General features: G+C 70.1%; 12 protein-coding genes. 3 read left to right on the plus strand and 9 right to left on the minus strand.

Annotation, left to right across the window (positions count from 1 at the left end):
• Positions 1–84: 84 nt before the first annotated feature.
• Both coaD and gyrA read right to left on the minus strand, forming a co-directional pair.
• Positions 85–579, minus strand: a complete 495-nt coding sequence (gene coaD / locus WG212_RS21500; RefSeq protein ID WP_337189162.1) for a pantetheine-phosphate adenylyltransferase — start codon at positions 577–579, stop codon at positions 85–87.
• Positions 580–733: 154 nt separating this feature from the next.
• Complete coding sequence (gene gyrA, locus WG212_RS21505; protein WP_337189163.1) at positions 734–3511, minus strand: DNA gyrase subunit A; 2778 nt, start codon at positions 3509–3511, stop codon at positions 734–736.
• A 166-nt stretch (positions 3512–3677) separates the two neighbouring features.
• Here gyrA and WG212_RS21510 point away from each other — a divergent pair, with 166 nt between their 5' ends.
• Genes WG212_RS21510 through WG212_RS21520 form a run of 3 tightly spaced genes read left to right on the plus strand, consistent with a single transcriptional unit; the run spans position 3678 to position 6273 of the window.
• Positions 3678–4715, plus strand: coding sequence for a 2OG-Fe(II) oxygenase (locus WG212_RS21510; RefSeq protein ID WP_337189164.1), 1038 nt, complete (start codon positions 3678–3680; stop codon positions 4713–4715).
• Complete coding sequence (locus tag WG212_RS21515; RefSeq protein WP_337189165.1) at positions 4712–5779, plus strand: 2OG-Fe(II) oxygenase; 1068 nt, start codon at positions 4712–4714, stop codon at positions 5777–5779. The genes WG212_RS21510 and WG212_RS21515 overlap by 4 nt, the downstream gene beginning before the upstream one ends.
• A 59-nt stretch (positions 5780–5838) precedes the next feature.
• Positions 5839–6273 carry a DUF3617 family protein gene (locus WG212_RS21520; RefSeq protein ID WP_337189166.1) on the plus strand — a complete coding sequence of 145 codons (435 nt, stop codon included), beginning with the start codon at positions 5839–5841 and terminating at the stop codon, positions 6271–6273.
• A gap of 174 nt (positions 6274–6447) precedes the next feature.
• On the opposite strand, the gene ssb is transcribed toward WG212_RS21520, so the two are convergent.
• The 7 genes from ssb to WG212_RS21555 all read right to left on the minus strand — a co-directional run.
• On the minus strand, positions 6448–6939 hold the full coding sequence (ssb, locus tag WG212_RS21525; protein ID WP_337189167.1) for a single-stranded DNA-binding protein: 492 nt from the start codon (positions 6937–6939) through the stop codon (positions 6448–6450).
• 115 nt (positions 6940–7054) lie between these two features.
• Positions 7055–7489, minus strand: a complete 435-nt coding sequence (locus WG212_RS21530; RefSeq protein ID WP_337189168.1) for a hypothetical protein — start codon at positions 7487–7489, stop codon at positions 7055–7057.
• A gap of 21 nt (positions 7490–7510) precedes the next feature.
• Entirely contained in the window at positions 7511–8215 is a 705-nt protein-coding gene (locus WG212_RS21535) for a hypothetical protein (RefSeq protein WP_337189169.1), read from the minus strand.
• 135 nt (positions 8216–8350) lie between these two features.
• Positions 8351–11122: a hypothetical protein gene (locus tag WG212_RS21540; RefSeq protein ID WP_337189170.1), complete on the minus strand. Its 2772-nt coding sequence runs from the start codon at positions 11120–11122 to the stop codon at positions 8351–8353.
• Between the two features lie 146 nt (positions 11123–11268).
• On the minus strand, positions 11269–12102 hold the full coding sequence (locus tag WG212_RS21545; RefSeq protein ID WP_337189171.1) for a flagellin: 834 nt from the start codon (positions 12100–12102) through the stop codon (positions 11269–11271).
• A gap of 184 nt (positions 12103–12286) precedes the next feature.
• A complete protein-coding gene (locus WG212_RS21550) occupies positions 12287–12607 on the minus strand; it encodes a flagellar protein FlaG (protein ID WP_337189172.1) in 321 nt (106 codons plus the stop codon).
• A gap of 123 nt (positions 12608–12730) precedes the next feature.
• On the minus strand, positions 12731–13162 hold a 432-nt coding region (locus WG212_RS21555; RefSeq protein ID WP_337189173.1), incomplete at its 5' end, for a flagellin.

The raw sequence follows: 13162 nt of genomic DNA on the forward strand, positions 1-13162 counted from the left end.
GGAAGGCGAAGCCGCGATTCCGCGCCCTTCCGCGTTTTCCGTGGGTTCCATGACGGGGCCTCCGCTTGCGCGAAGGCTCGGTCGTCAGCCGCGCCCGACCTTGGCCAGGAGACGGTCCTTGACCGAGGGACTGATGAACTTGCCCACCTCGCCGCCCAGCATGGCGATCTCCTTGACCAGCTTCGAGGCGATGGCCTGGTGGCGCGGATCCGCCATGAAGAACACGGTCTCGATCTCGCGGTCGAGCTGCTGGTTCATGGCCGTCATCTGGAACTCGAACTCGAAGTCCGCCACGGCGCGCAGGCCGCGGACGATGACGCTGGCGCCCATTTCGCGGGCGAAATGCATCGTCAGGCCTTCGAAGGGCTGCACCACGATCTCGGCCATGTTGCGGAGCGGCGCGACCGCCTCCTCCACGATGGCCACCCGTTCCTCCAGCGAGAACAGCGGCCCCTTGCCGGCGTTGATCGCGACCCCGATGACCAGCCGGTCCACCAGCTTCGCCGCACGGCCCATGATGTCGGTGTGGCCGTTGTGGATAGGATCGAAGGTGCCCGGATACAGGCCGACGCGAGTCATGCGCTAGAGGTCCCCCAACACAACCTCCTCGCCCTTTCGCGTCCAGGGCGGGTTCTGGCAAGGGAAAAACGCCCCTCCCCTAGGTGACCCCCGGACATCGGGAGACATCCAGGGTCGTATGATTTCATGACACGCGCACCACGCGCATGTCGGCTCAGGCCTCGCCGGGCTCGGCCGCCGGCGCGTCGCCGCCCTCCTCGTCGTCTTCGTCCTCGCCCGTGTCCGCCAGCCGTTCCACCGACACGACATGCTCGTCGGCGCTGGTGCGGAAGATGATCACGCCCGAGGTGTTGCGCCCCACCATGCGCACCTGGCCGACCGGCGTACGGATGAGTTGGCCCTGGTCGGTGACGAGCAGGATCTGGTCGCCGTCCTCGACCGGGAACGACGCCGCGAGCCGCCCGCCCTTCTTGGAGAGGTCCTGGGCCAGGAGCCCCTGACCGCCGCGGCCGGTCCGGCGGAACTCGTAGGCCGAAGAGCGCTTGCCGTAGCCTTCGGTGGAGACGGTCAGGATCACCTCCTCGGCGGCGCCGAGCTGGGCGAAGCGCTCGACCGAGAGGGCGGCTTCGCCTCCCACCTCTTCGTCGTCGTCCGGGACCGCGGCGTCCTCGACCTCTTCGACCTCGCCGCTGGCGGCGCGCCGGTTGGCGTTGGACTGCTTCACATAGGCCGCGCGTTCGGCCGGCGTCGCGTCGACCGAACGCAGGATCGCCATCGAGATGACGCTGTCGCCGGCGGCCAGGCGGATACCGCGCACGCCCGTGGAATCCCGTCCGGCGAACACGCGGACCTCCTCGGTCGCGAAACGGATGCAGCGGCCCAGCGCCGTGGTCAGCAGGATGTCGTTCTGCTCGGCGTTGCACACGCCGACGCCGATGATCGAATCCCCCTCGTCCAGTTTCATGGCGATCTTGCCGTTGCGCTTGATGCCGATGAAGTCGCTGAGCTTGTTGCGGCGGACGTTCCCCGACCGGGTCGCGAACATCACGTCGTACTGGCCCCAGGTCGCCTCGTCCTCGGGCAGCGGCAGGATCGAGGTGATGCTCTCGCCGGGCTCGATCGGCAGCAGGTTCACCCACGCCTTGCCGCGGGACGTGGGCGTGCCCACGGGCAGGCGCCACACCTTGAGCTGGAACGCCTTGCCGCCCGACGAGAAGAACAGCATCGGCGTGTGGGTGCTGGCCGAGAACACGCGGGTCACGGCGTCCTCGTCCTTCGTCGCCATGCCCGAGCGGCCCTTCCCGCCCCGGTGCTGGGTCCGGTAGATCGCCAGCGGCGTGCGCTTCACATAGCCGCCGTGGGTCACGGTGATGACCATGTCCTCGCGGGCGATGAGGTCCTCGTCCTCGACGTCGGCGTCGCCGTCCACGATCTGGCTGCGGCGTGGCACGGCGAACTGGGCCTTCACCTCCGCCAGTTCCTCGCGGACGATCGCCATCACCCGCTCGCGCGAGGACAGGATCTCCAGGTGGCCCTGGATCGTGCCCGACAGTTCGCCCGCCTCGGCGAAGATCTCGTCGCGGCCCAGGCCGGTGAGGCGCGACAGCGTCAGCGCCAGGATCGCGCGGGCCTGCTCGTCGGTCAGCCGGATCCGGCTTCCGTCCACCACGATCGTGCGCGGGTCGGCGATCAGCTCCACCAGCGGCAGCATGTCGCCCGCCGGCCAGTCGCGGGCGACCAGCCGCTCGCGCGCCTCGGTCGGGTCCTTGGACGAGCGGATGATGTGGATGAACTCGTCGATGTTGGCCACGGCGATGGCCAGGCCGACCAGCACGTGCCCCCGGTCCCGCGCCTTGCCCAGTTCGAACTTCACCCGCCGGACGACCACCTCTTCGCGGAAATCCACGAAGGCCGAGATCATCTCCCTCAGCCCCATCTGCTGGGGCCGGCCGCGGTTCAGGGCCAGCATGTTGACCCCGAACGAGGTCTGGAGCGGCGTGAAGCGGTAGAGCTGGTTCAGGATCACGTCCGGCGAGGCGTCGCGCTTCATCTCGATGACGATGCGCATGCCCTGGCGATCGCTCTCGTCGCGCAGGTCGGCGACGCCCTCGACGCGCTTCTCGCGGACCAGTTCGGCGATCCGCTCGACCAGGGCCGACTTGTTGAGCTGATAGGGGATCGAGGTGATGATGATCGCCTCGCGATCCTTGCGGATCTCCTCGATCGTCGCCTCGCCGCGCATGATCACCGAGCCGCGCCCGGTCATCAGCGCCTGGCGCGCGCCCGTGCGGCCGATGATCTGGCCGCCGGTCGGGAAATCGGGGCCGGGCACGATGTCCAGCAGCTCGTCCAGGCCGATGTCGGGATTGTCCACATAGGCCAGGCAGGCGTCGACCACCTCGCCCAGATTGTGCGGCGGGATGTTGGTGGCCATGCCCACGGCGATGCCGCCGGCGCCGTTCACCAGCAGGTTGGGGATGCGCGAGGGCAGGACGACCGGCTCCTGCTCGGAACCGTCGTAGTTGTCCTTGAAGTCGACCGTGTCCTTGTCGAGATCCGCCAGGATGGCCATGGCGGCCCGCGTCATGCGGCTCTCGGTGTAGCGCATCGCCGCGGGCGGGTCGTTGTCGACCGAACCGAAGTTCCCCTGGCCGTCGATCAGCAGCAGGCTCATCGAGAACGGTTGCGCCAGCCGCACCAGGGTGTCGTAGATCGCGACGTCGCCGTGCGGGTGGTACTTACCCATCACGTCACCGACCACGCGGGCCGACTTCACATAGCTGCGGTCGGGCGTGTGGTTGTTCTCGCCCATCGAGAACAGGATGCGGCGGTGAACCGGCTTCAGGCCGTCGCGCACGTCGGGCAGCGCGCGGCTGACGATCACGCTCATCGCATAGTCGAGGTAGCTGCGCTTCAGCTCGTCCTCGATGGCGATAGGGGCGATGCCCCCGCGCCCGTCCTCGGGAGGGGTTTGGTCGGATGGATCGGTCAAGGGTGGGAAATCGCCGTGAGAATCGGACAGGTCTGGTGAAACCTTCAACTAGCATCCGCGACCCGGAAAGGCCACTTCGCGCGCACGCACGCGCACGCGTACGCGAGGAAAAGCGGACTGCCGTCAGGACGTGACCGCGCGCGCCGCGGGTTCTAGATATGCCGGCATGTCGCTCCGCTACGGCCAGCCGGCGCCCTGGTTCATCGCGCCCACGGCCTCCAGTCCCGAGTTCGTCTTCGACACGGCCGCCGGCCGTTATGTCGTGCTCCTGCTGCCCCCGCGCGAGGCCGGCGCCCATGCGGCCGCGCTCCAGCTCCTGGCGGCGAACCGGTCCCGTTTCGACGACACCTTCGCCTCGGCCTTCGTGATCGTTCCGCCGGGGCTGGCCGTCCAGGGGGCGCAGGACATGCGCGGCCTCCGCTGGGTCTTCGACCGGGGCGGCGGGATCACTGCCCGCTACGGCCCCGAGCCGCAATGGATCCTTCTCGACCCCACCCTGCGGGTCATGGCCGTCGAGCCCGCCGCCGAGGGGGCGGCCTTCATGCGCCGGCTGGCCGCCCTGCCCCCGCCGGCCGGCCACGCCGACACGCCGCTGCACGCGCCGGTCCTCGTCGCGCCCCGGATCTTCGAGCCCGAGCTCTGCGCCGCCCTCATGGCGATGCACGCCGCGGACGGCGGGGCCTTCACCGGCGTCATGCGCGACGCCGGCGACCGCACCGTGGCCGTCATGGACGGCCTCAAGCGCCGCCGCGACATCTGGATCACCGACCCGGCCCTCCAGGCCGCCCTGCGCGAACGCCTGGAGCGACGCCTGTTCCCCTTCATCGAACTGGCGTTGGGCTTCAGGGCCACGCGCATCGAGCGCTACCTGGTGAGCTGCTACGACGCCGCCGACGGCGGCGTCTTCCATCCGCATCGCGACAACACCACCCACGGCACGGCGCACCGCCGGTTCGCCTGCTCGCTGAACCTGAACGACGACTTCGAAGGCGGCGACCTGCGGTTCGCGGAGTACGGCCCGCAGACCTACCGCGCCCCACGGGGCGGGGCGGTGGTGTTCTCCTGCGCCCTGATGCATGAGGCGCGGCCCGTGACGCAGGGGCGCCGCTACGCCTTCCTGCCGTTCCTCTTCGACGAAGCCGGCGCCGCGGTCCGCGCGGCCTACGAGGCCCGCCAGACGGCGCACGAGGGCGCCCCGGGATGACCTGGCGGCTCCCGCCCCTGTCGGTCGGCGAGTTCGCACCGCCGTTCGACGGGGTCTCACGGCCCAACCCGCGGTTCCACTCGGGCGCCCTGGGCGGGCGCTATGTCCTGCTGGCGTTCGCGCCGGACGCCCCCGCCCGGACGGCCGCGATGGCCGCGTTCGACGCCGCCCGGACGCAGTTCGACGGCGTTCGCCTGGGGGCGGTCTTCGTCGGCCGCGCGACATCCTTCGACCAGCTCCCGCCGGATGCCCCGCCCGGTCTGCACTGGCTGCTCGACCCCGACGGCGCGATCGCCGCCAGGTTCCGCCCCGACGAGGGCTGGCTGCTGCTGGACCCTGCCCTGCGCGTCCTGGACCGCGCCCCCCTGGGCGATCCGGCGGAGCTCTTCGCGCGCCTTCCGGGCCTGCCGGCCCCGGGGCGGGAGGGCGGCGCGCCGGCCGTGGCCCCGGCCCTGATCGTTCCGCGGGTGTTCGAGCCCGACCTCTGCCGCACCCTGATCGACGTCTACGAGGCCCAGGGCGGCCAGCCCTCGGGCGTCATGCGCGACATCGACGGCCGCACCGTCGGGGTCCTCGACGGCATGAAGAGCCGCCGCGACGTCATGGTGGAGGACGAGGACCTCCAGGCCCGCATCCGCGAGGCGCTCTCGGCCAGCCTGATCCCGATGATCGCCCGGACCTATCAGTTCCAGGCCACCCGGCTCGAGCGCTTCCTGGTGGCCTGCTACGATGCCGGCGAAGGCGGCTACTTCCGCCCGCACCGCGACAATCTGACGATCGCCACCGCCCACCGCCGCTTCGCCGTCTCGATCAACCTGAACGCGGAGGCGTTCCGGGGCGGCGACCTTCGGTTCCCGGAGTTCGGCGCCCGCACCTACCGCCCGCCCACAGGCGGCGCCGTGGTCTTCGCCTGCAGCCTGCTGCACGAGGCCACGCCCGTCACGCAGGGACGCCGCTACGCCTTCCTGCCCTTCCTCTACGACGAGGCGGGCCAGATGATCCGCGACCAGGCGATCCGCGACGCCGCCGTCCCGAAGCCGGGGCCTCTCCCACCCGCGCCGTGAGGCCCGGTCCAGGTCGCGGCCGCCACCCTGACGCCGAATTCGCCGATTAGGTCAGATCCATGCTCCGCACCGCCCTCGTCCTCCTGTTGCTCGGCGCGCCGGCCGCCTCGGCCGCGCCGGCGATCCAGCCCGGCTACTGGGAATCCACGAACAGGCTGCTGTCGCCGATCCGCCAGACCTCCACCGAGAAGCGCTGCATCACGCCGGCCGACGTGGACAAGTTCATGGCCGGCCCCTCCAACCGCCACTACGCCTGCACCTATCCCACCCGCGTGATCTCGAGCGGCCGGATCCGGCTCAAGGGAACCTGTGTCAGCAAGAAGGGCCACAAGGTCGCCGTCGAAGGCTCGGGCGCCTACACGCCCACCAGCTTCACCCTCACCGCCGACATCGCCACCGAGTTCCTGGGCCTGGACGTCGCCGGCCGCGCCACCACCGAGGCCCGCCGCATCGGCGACGTCTGCCCGCCGCCCGAGCCGAAGCCGGAGGGCTGAGCCCCGCCTCCGCAGATCAAGCGTCCAGGCGACCGGGCGAACCGCTGCCCCACGAGGTCGGCCGGCACAAAGTGGACTGGCGCGAAGTGGACTGGCGCGAAGCCGACGCCTGCGTCCGTCTGCAGAATCGAAACCAAATTCCCTCTTCACGAGAAAAGGAGGGCCTCGATTCCCCTAGAACGGGATTTCGTCGTCCAGGTTGGCCGAGAAGTCCTCGCGCGGCGCCGAGCTGGATTGCCGCGGCCCCGAGGAGAAGCCGCCGCCCCCGCCATAGCCGCCGCCATAGCCGTCGTCGCTGCGCTCGGCGTCGCCGCCGCGGCCGTCCAGCATGGTGAGTTCGCCGCGGAATTTCTGCAGCACCACCTCGGTGGAGAACTTCTCCTGGCCGGACTGGTCCTGCCACTTCCGCGTCTGGAGGCTGCCCTCGATGTACACCTTCGCGCCCTTGCGCAGGTAGTTCTCGCAGACCTTCACGATGTTCTCGTTGAACACCACGACCCGGTGCCACTCGGTCTTCTCCTTGCGCTCGCCGCTCATGCGGTCACGCCAGGTCTCGGAGGTGGCGATTCGCAGGTTGGCCACGCGGTCGCCGGAGTTGAGGCTGCGGATCTCGGGATCGGCGCCCAGATTGCCGATCAGGATCACCTTGTTGACGCTGCCCGCCATCGATCTTGTCCTTGCTTTCCGTAGGTTGCGGGCGAAGGGCCCAGGCACCCACGCTAGCGCGGACGGACCGCGCCGGCAAGAAATGTTCTAATTTTGTTCCACTCGCCGTCCACAGCTATTCCTGTGGCATCGCGCCCGGTATGGCGAGCCGGCCGTCGCCCGTGCGTACCAGCGCCACGTAGCGCGGTCCCTCCAGCGAGGTCGAGGTCAGCACCCCCTCCTTCTGCAGGAACAGGAAATTCGCCTGGTAGGCCCCGTAGATCTCCTGCTGGCTGCCGCCCATGCGCAGGAACTTGATGCGCATGGCCTCGAGGTTCGCCGCGCAGACCTCGAGGCTCGCGGCCTCCACCAGCTTGTTGTACTTCATCGACCCGTCGGCCTGGGGCACGACGTGGTAGCAGATCCCCGCGTCCCCCGGCGGCTTGGTCTTCTGGCTGCAGCCGGCCAGCGCGAGCGCGGCCAGGGCCAGGGCCAGGGCCAGGGCCAGGGTGGTTGCGGCGCGGGCCGGAACGAAACGGGCCGGAACGGAACGGGCGGTTCGACGGGTCATGGCGCCAGCCTACCAGTCCGCTCAGAGAGGCGGAATGCTGCAATCGGGCGCCTGGGGCGCCAGCGTGCGGAAGGCGCGGTTGTCGTCCGACACCTCCACGCGCCCCGCCACCAGCCGCAGGGTCTGCTGGCCGAACCGGCCATAGGTCGCCCCGCCCGGCCGCTCACAGCGCCCCGAGAAGAGCTGCTGCACGCACGATCCCAGGTCGGTGTCCATCGCCACCCGGCGCCAGCGGCCGCCGCCGTGCCGCCAGCAGCTTCCCAGCGGCGCGACAGCGGGAGCCGGCCCCGCGGCCTCGGCGGGCGGAAGCGCCGATTCCACCGCCACCGGCGGATCCGGCTCGACCGGCGGCAGGGGCGTCAGGATCTGCCCGGCCTCCTGGGCGGCGGTCAGGGCGCCCATCTCGTCCAGCCCCACGTCCAGGGCGTCGGTGGCCACGCCGTTGCGCTGGGCGCAGGCGGTGAGAGAGAGTTCGCCCACGAACTGGCCCTGCACGAAGCACCGCAGGGGCTTGCCCGGATCGATCGCGCCCGCGTCCTCGCCCGTGGCGTCGATCACCAGGCCGCCCTCCGAGGCGGGCGGGGGCGCTTCGGGCGCCGCCTTGTCGCCGGACGTGAGCATCCAGGCGACGCCCAGGCCGGCGGCCAAGGCCGCGAGACCGCCGACGGCGATGAGGGGAAGGCCGCGCCGAGGCGGGCGCTGCGGATCCTGGGGGGCGGAGTCCATGCGCTCTGGCTATCGCCCCGACGCCCACCTTTCAAGCGGCCAGCCTTTCGACCGGACGCCGCGACCCGGGTGTGGTGGATCTGAAGTTCACCTGCATCAGGGTGGAGCGCCGGAGCGAACTTCGGAATCGGGGCCCTAGCCGCCGAGGCGCGCCAGGGCGGCCTGGTAGTTGGCGATCTGGTTGGTGAGATAGGCCGGCGCCGGCCCGCTCGCCGCCTTGGCCGCCTCCTGCGCGGCGCGCTGGGCCGGCGTCAGCGAGGCCTGGACAAGGTCCTTGTAGATCTGGCGCACCACGCCCATCGCCTTGCCGAGCACGGCCAGGGCGTGGCGCTTCTCCACGTCGTTCGAGATGCTCAGGCCCCGTTCCAGGCTCAGCCCGTACAGCATGTCCTTGCCGTCGGCGGGCTTGGTGACGCCGTCCTTGGTCACCGTCTTGCGGACGACGCCCTCGGGGACGCCCAGCATGGCCAGCGCGTCGCGGTCGGTCTTGCCGGCGCCGAACTCCATGATCACCCGGTCGTTGTTGGGCTCGATCCGCAGGCTGCGCAGGCCGTCCGCCGTCGCGATCGACACCTTGGCCTGGAAGCCGCTGGCCCGTCGGATCTTGGCTGCCAGGGTGTCCAGCGTCTCTTTCGGGTCGATGGTGATCGTCTGGGTCCGGCCCGAGACCTTCAGCGTGAACTGGTCGCCGGGCCGCAGGCTGGATACGGCGGTCAGGTAGGGCGAATCGGTCAGGTCCAGCTCGCCCTTCGGCAGGCCGATGCGGTCGAGGACGCTGGCGCCCGAGGTGTCCACGGCGATGCTGGTGGGCGCCGCGCGCCCGTCCTTGCCCGTGAAGCGCCGCGACCAGTCGATCGTCCCGGTCGCCATGTCCAGGCGGGCCAGGAAGCCGTCCTTCACGCCCACCGCGTCGGGATGGCCCGGCAGGTCGGTCCCCGCGGCGCCGCCGATCCACACCTGGCCGCCCGCCACCGCCAGCGACGTCGCCCGGTCGTCGCCCGCCCCGCCGTAGTAGGCCAGCGTGCCGCCGGGGCTGAGGTCGGCCGACATCTGGGCGACGAAGGCGTCGCTGCCGCCGGCGTGGGCCCGCGTCACCGTCCCGGCGTTCAGCCCGGGGTTGTTCGTCGAACCGGCGACGAAGAGCTGGCCGCTCTCCAGCGCCAGCCCCGTGATCTGGCCGCCCTGGAGTTCGCCCAGGTCCCGAGTGGCGGTCAGCACGGGGGTCCCGCCCGAGATGTCGAAGCGGCGCAGCACGCCGCGGCCGTCCTCGTTGCTGGCCGTGATGATCGAGGTCCCGTCCACGACGATCCCCGCCGGCCGGTCCGTGCCCGCCGTGCCGAAGACGCTGCTGAACAGCAGCTGGACCTTGCCCTGGGCGTCCGGCTTGAACGCCTCGATATAGCTGTCCGAGCCGCCGATCGGGGCCGCGCCCGGCTTGCCCGAACTGGTGCGGCCGATGACATAGACCGTCCCGTCGTCGCCGAAGGCCACGTCGGTCGCCTCGTCCGCCGCCCGCGCGCCGCGCCGCTGGGTCCACAGCTCCTGGCCGTCGGCGTCGTAGACGGTCACGAAGCTGTCGGTCTGGCCGTCGAAAGCCCCCGTCGAGTTCAGCGGCCCGTCGACCGCGCCGCCCAGCGCGCCCTTCACCGAGCCCGCCACCGCGATCTTGCCGTCGGCCGACAGCGCCAGGCCCAGCCCGCTGGCCTCGTCGGACGCCCCCAGGGTGCGGGCGAACACCAGCTTGCCGGAGGCGTCGTACTTCAGCAGCGCCACGTCCTGGTCGCCGCGGATCTCCTGCCCGGCGATCTTCGAGGTCACATCGGCCAGCATGTAGACCGAACCGTCGGCCGCGACCTTGGTGTCGCGCACCGTCTTCACCTCGGGCCCCAGCGTCTCCGAGAATATGCGGCCGTCGACCCAGTTCTGCTCGCCCGTCCGCTGCAAGGGAGAGGGAACGTCCGTGGTGTCGGTCTGGAATTTCAGGAACTGGGCGGCCGTGGTCGCGTCGTTCGTCTTCGGGTCGCGGTCGGGGTCCGGATTGCCGACGTCCTGGGCCACATAGACCGCGCCCGCCGTCGCCGGCGCCGAGAAGGTGATGGTCTCGCCGGCCGACGCGCGGATCTTCAGCGCCCACTGGTCGGGATTCGTCCCGATCGTGACGGTCTTGCCGCCGACGGTCGTGGTCCGCGGGCCGCCCGAGATACGCTGCGAGCCCACCCGCGTGTCGACGCCGGCGGCTTCGAGCTGCTGGTTCATGTAGACGACGACGTTGTTCATCGTCCGCGGCTGCGCGCCCATGCCCGACAGATCGATCGGCACGTTGATCGTGGCCCCGGAGCGCTTGACCGCGATGTTGAACTGGACGTTCCCGGTGAACGCCGGGACGACATTGTCGCTGGAGCCGCTGACCAGGGGCGGCGTGACGTACTCGGTCTTGTTGCGCGGCACGCCCAGGGTGGTCTTGGCCTGCGTGTTGGCCACGCCCTGGATCACGCGGGCGTCGTTGAGGTCCATGTCCGAGACGTAGCCGAGTATCTCCTTCAGGCCGCGATTGAACGTCGTCTCCATGCGGCTGCGGTCGGCGGCGGTCATCCCCCGCGCGCCCGACTGCTCGGTCACCGACATCAGGACCGACAGGCCCTGATAGAGGGCGAAGAGTTTCCTGTAGTCCCCGCTCGCCCCCGGGAGGTCGAGCTTCGCGCCCGATTCGTCGACGAATCGCCGGCCCTGCATCGCCGCCTTGGTGGCCGCGCTGATGTCGGCGGCCGACGTGGTCTGGTTCCACGGCGCGGTGGGCGCGGTCTTCTTGCTCGCCGATGACGACCCGAGCACGCTCGCCCCCGCACCGACGCCGGCGCGGGACTGGTAATATCCCAGCAGGATGCTCGTATCGATCGAGGTGACCATGTTCACACGCGTCGCGGACGCAGGCCTCCGCGCGCCGATCCTAGGCGGCGCAGTCGTAACGAGGCGTTAAATCCCCTCGGGAACCGGGCACGGAAAAGGCCCGGACGCCGTGCGCCCGGGCCCTGTCACACCCCGATGGAAAGGGATCAGCCGCCGCGGAAGAGCTGAAGGATGATCTGCGGCGCGGCGTTGGCGATGGAGAGCGCCTGCGCGCCGAGCTGCTGCTGCACCTGAAGGGCCTGCAGGCGCGCGCTCTCTCGGGCCAGGTCTGCGTCGACCAGGTTCCCGACCCCGGCTTCCAGCGTGTCGGTCAGCTTCGAGACGAACGCCAGGTGCGCTTCGATCTGCTTGGCCTGGGAACCCATGTTGCCCAGCGCCTGGTTGACGTTGCTGATCGAGGTCTCCAGGCGCGCCAGCACGGTGGTCGCCATGGTCACGGTGGTGATCGACGCCGCCGCCGGGATGGTGATGTTCGAGCCGCCCAGCGCCAGAGAACGCGTCGACAGGGTCAGGCGCGACGTCGCCTCGGCGTTCGCGAGGAACTGGATGTTGCCGCCCAGGCCGTTCAGCAGGTTGGCGCCGTCGAACTCGCCGTTCGTCACCACCTGGCTGATCTGGCGGAGGATCGCCTGGAAGTCCGAGTTCAGGGCCGTCCGGGAACTGGTGTCGAGCGACGTGTCCATCGACGCGACGACCTTCGCCTTCAGCTCCACGAGGAGGTCCGAGATGGTTTCGCCCGCCGTCATCGAGACCTGGGCGATCGAGTTGGCCCGCTCCAGGCTCATCTTCACGGCGCCCAGCGCGCCGATGTCGGCCCGCTGCCCCTGGGCGATGGCCCAGATCGCCGCGTTCTCCTTGGCGTCGCCGATCTTCAGGCCCGTGTTGATCCGGTTCTGGGTCTGCGCCAGTTCCGCATTGGTCTTGTTGAGGTTCTGCAGCGCGGTCAGCGCGGACTTGTTCGTATGGACGCTGATCGACATCGCGCGCTCCTGGCAGGGGCCCTTCCGGCTGCGACTCGCAACCGTACCGTGCTGGAACGCTAGGAAATCGTGGTGAGCAGATGGTTAACGCGCTCAACACTTATGGCCGCCGCCGGAGATCTCCGGGGCGGTTGAGACAATCTGCCTCAGCGGCCGCGCGAACCGGGCGCGCCCTTTTCGAACGTCAGACCTTCGTCCGGATGAGGGTTCCGGCGGCGTACTGGCGCTCGTCCTTGAGCTTCAGCACTTCGGCCCTGGGCAACTGGCTCAGGACTTCGCCGGTCAGACGGTTGATGGTCTTGTAGACGTAGGCGCCGCTGGCCTTGTCCATCTCGATGACCAGTCGCATCGAAACCTGATCGGGGTCCCTGGCGCCCAGGTCCTTCGACGCCGCCTCTTTGACCACAGCCGGCGCCTGGGCGCGCTGAAGGTCCTTGGCGGTGGGCGTGACCTGGACGGAACCCGGATCGGGGACGGCTGCGACGGCCGCAACCTTGCTGTCCATGACTCCTGTCGCTGTACGGGGGTGCAGCGCTCCTGGCTGGGGCGAACGGCGGGCGGGTGACCCCACCCGCCGTCGCTAGGCGAATACCCCGGGAGCCGGGACCGGCTCCCGGGCAGGCCGGTCTTAACGGAACAGGCCGAGCAGGATCGAAGACGACTGGTTGGCGATCGACAGCGCCTGGACACCGAGCTGCTGCTTGGTCTGCAGGGCCTGGAGTCGGGCGCTTTCCTTCGCCAGGTCGGCGTCGACGAGGTTGCCCACCCCGGCGTCGATCGTGTCCTGGAGCTTGTTGACGAAGTTCAGGTGGGACCCGAGCGCCTTGGCGCCCGTACCCAGCTTCGACAGCTTGCTGGACACTTCCGTGATCGCCGCGTTGATCGCGCCGATCGCCGTCGAGGCCAGGGTCTTGGTCGTGATCGTCGAGGCCGCGATGGACAGCGCCGAGATCGTCAGCGTCTGGGCCGCCACCGTGATGCGCGAGGACGCGTCCGAGTTGGCCAGCGACTGCACCGTGGTGCCGGCTTGCTTCAGCATGTTGCCGCCGTTGAACTCGGC

The organism is Phenylobacterium sp., assembly GCF_037189685.1.
In the GTDB taxonomy this organism is placed as follows: domain Bacteria; phylum Pseudomonadota; class Alphaproteobacteria; order Caulobacterales; family Caulobacteraceae; genus Phenylobacterium.

What these genes read in the sequence shown, in the direction of transcription:
- WG212_RS21545 (WP_337189171.1), bottom strand. Translation starts at nt 12,102, where the DNA reads ATGTCGATCAGCGTCCATACGAACAAGTCCGCGCTGACCGCGCTGCAG.
- ssb (WP_337189167.1), bottom strand. Translation starts at nt 6,939, where the DNA reads ATGGCGGGCAGCGTCAACAAGGTGATCCTGATCGGCAATCTGGGCGCC.
- WG212_RS21550 (WP_337189172.1), bottom strand. Translation starts at nt 12,607, where the DNA reads ATGGACAGCAAGGTTGCGGCCGTCGCAGCCGTCCCCGATCCGGGTTCC.
- WG212_RS21520 (WP_337189166.1), top strand. Translation starts at nt 5,839, where the DNA reads ATGCTCCGCACCGCCCTCGTCCTCCTGTTGCTCGGCGCGCCGGCCGCC.
- WG212_RS21510 (WP_337189164.1), top strand. Translation starts at nt 3,678, where the DNA reads ATGTCGCTCCGCTACGGCCAGCCGGCGCCCTGGTTCATCGCGCCCACG.
- coaD (WP_337189162.1), bottom strand. Translation starts at nt 579, where the DNA reads ATGACTCGCGTCGGCCTGTATCCGGGCACCTTCGATCCTATCCACAAC.
- WG212_RS21535 (WP_337189169.1), bottom strand. Translation starts at nt 8,215, where the DNA reads ATGGACTCCGCCCCCCAGGATCCGCAGCGCCCGCCTCGGCGCGGCCTT.
- WG212_RS21540 (WP_337189170.1), bottom strand. Translation starts at nt 11,122, where the DNA reads ATGGTCACCTCGATCGATACGAGCATCCTGCTGGGATATTACCAGTCC.
- WG212_RS21515 (WP_337189165.1), top strand. Translation starts at nt 4,712, where the DNA reads ATGACCTGGCGGCTCCCGCCCCTGTCGGTCGGCGAGTTCGCACCGCCG.
- WG212_RS21530 (WP_337189168.1), bottom strand. Translation starts at nt 7,489, where the DNA reads ATGACCCGTCGAACCGCCCGTTCCGTTCCGGCCCGTTTCGTTCCGGCC.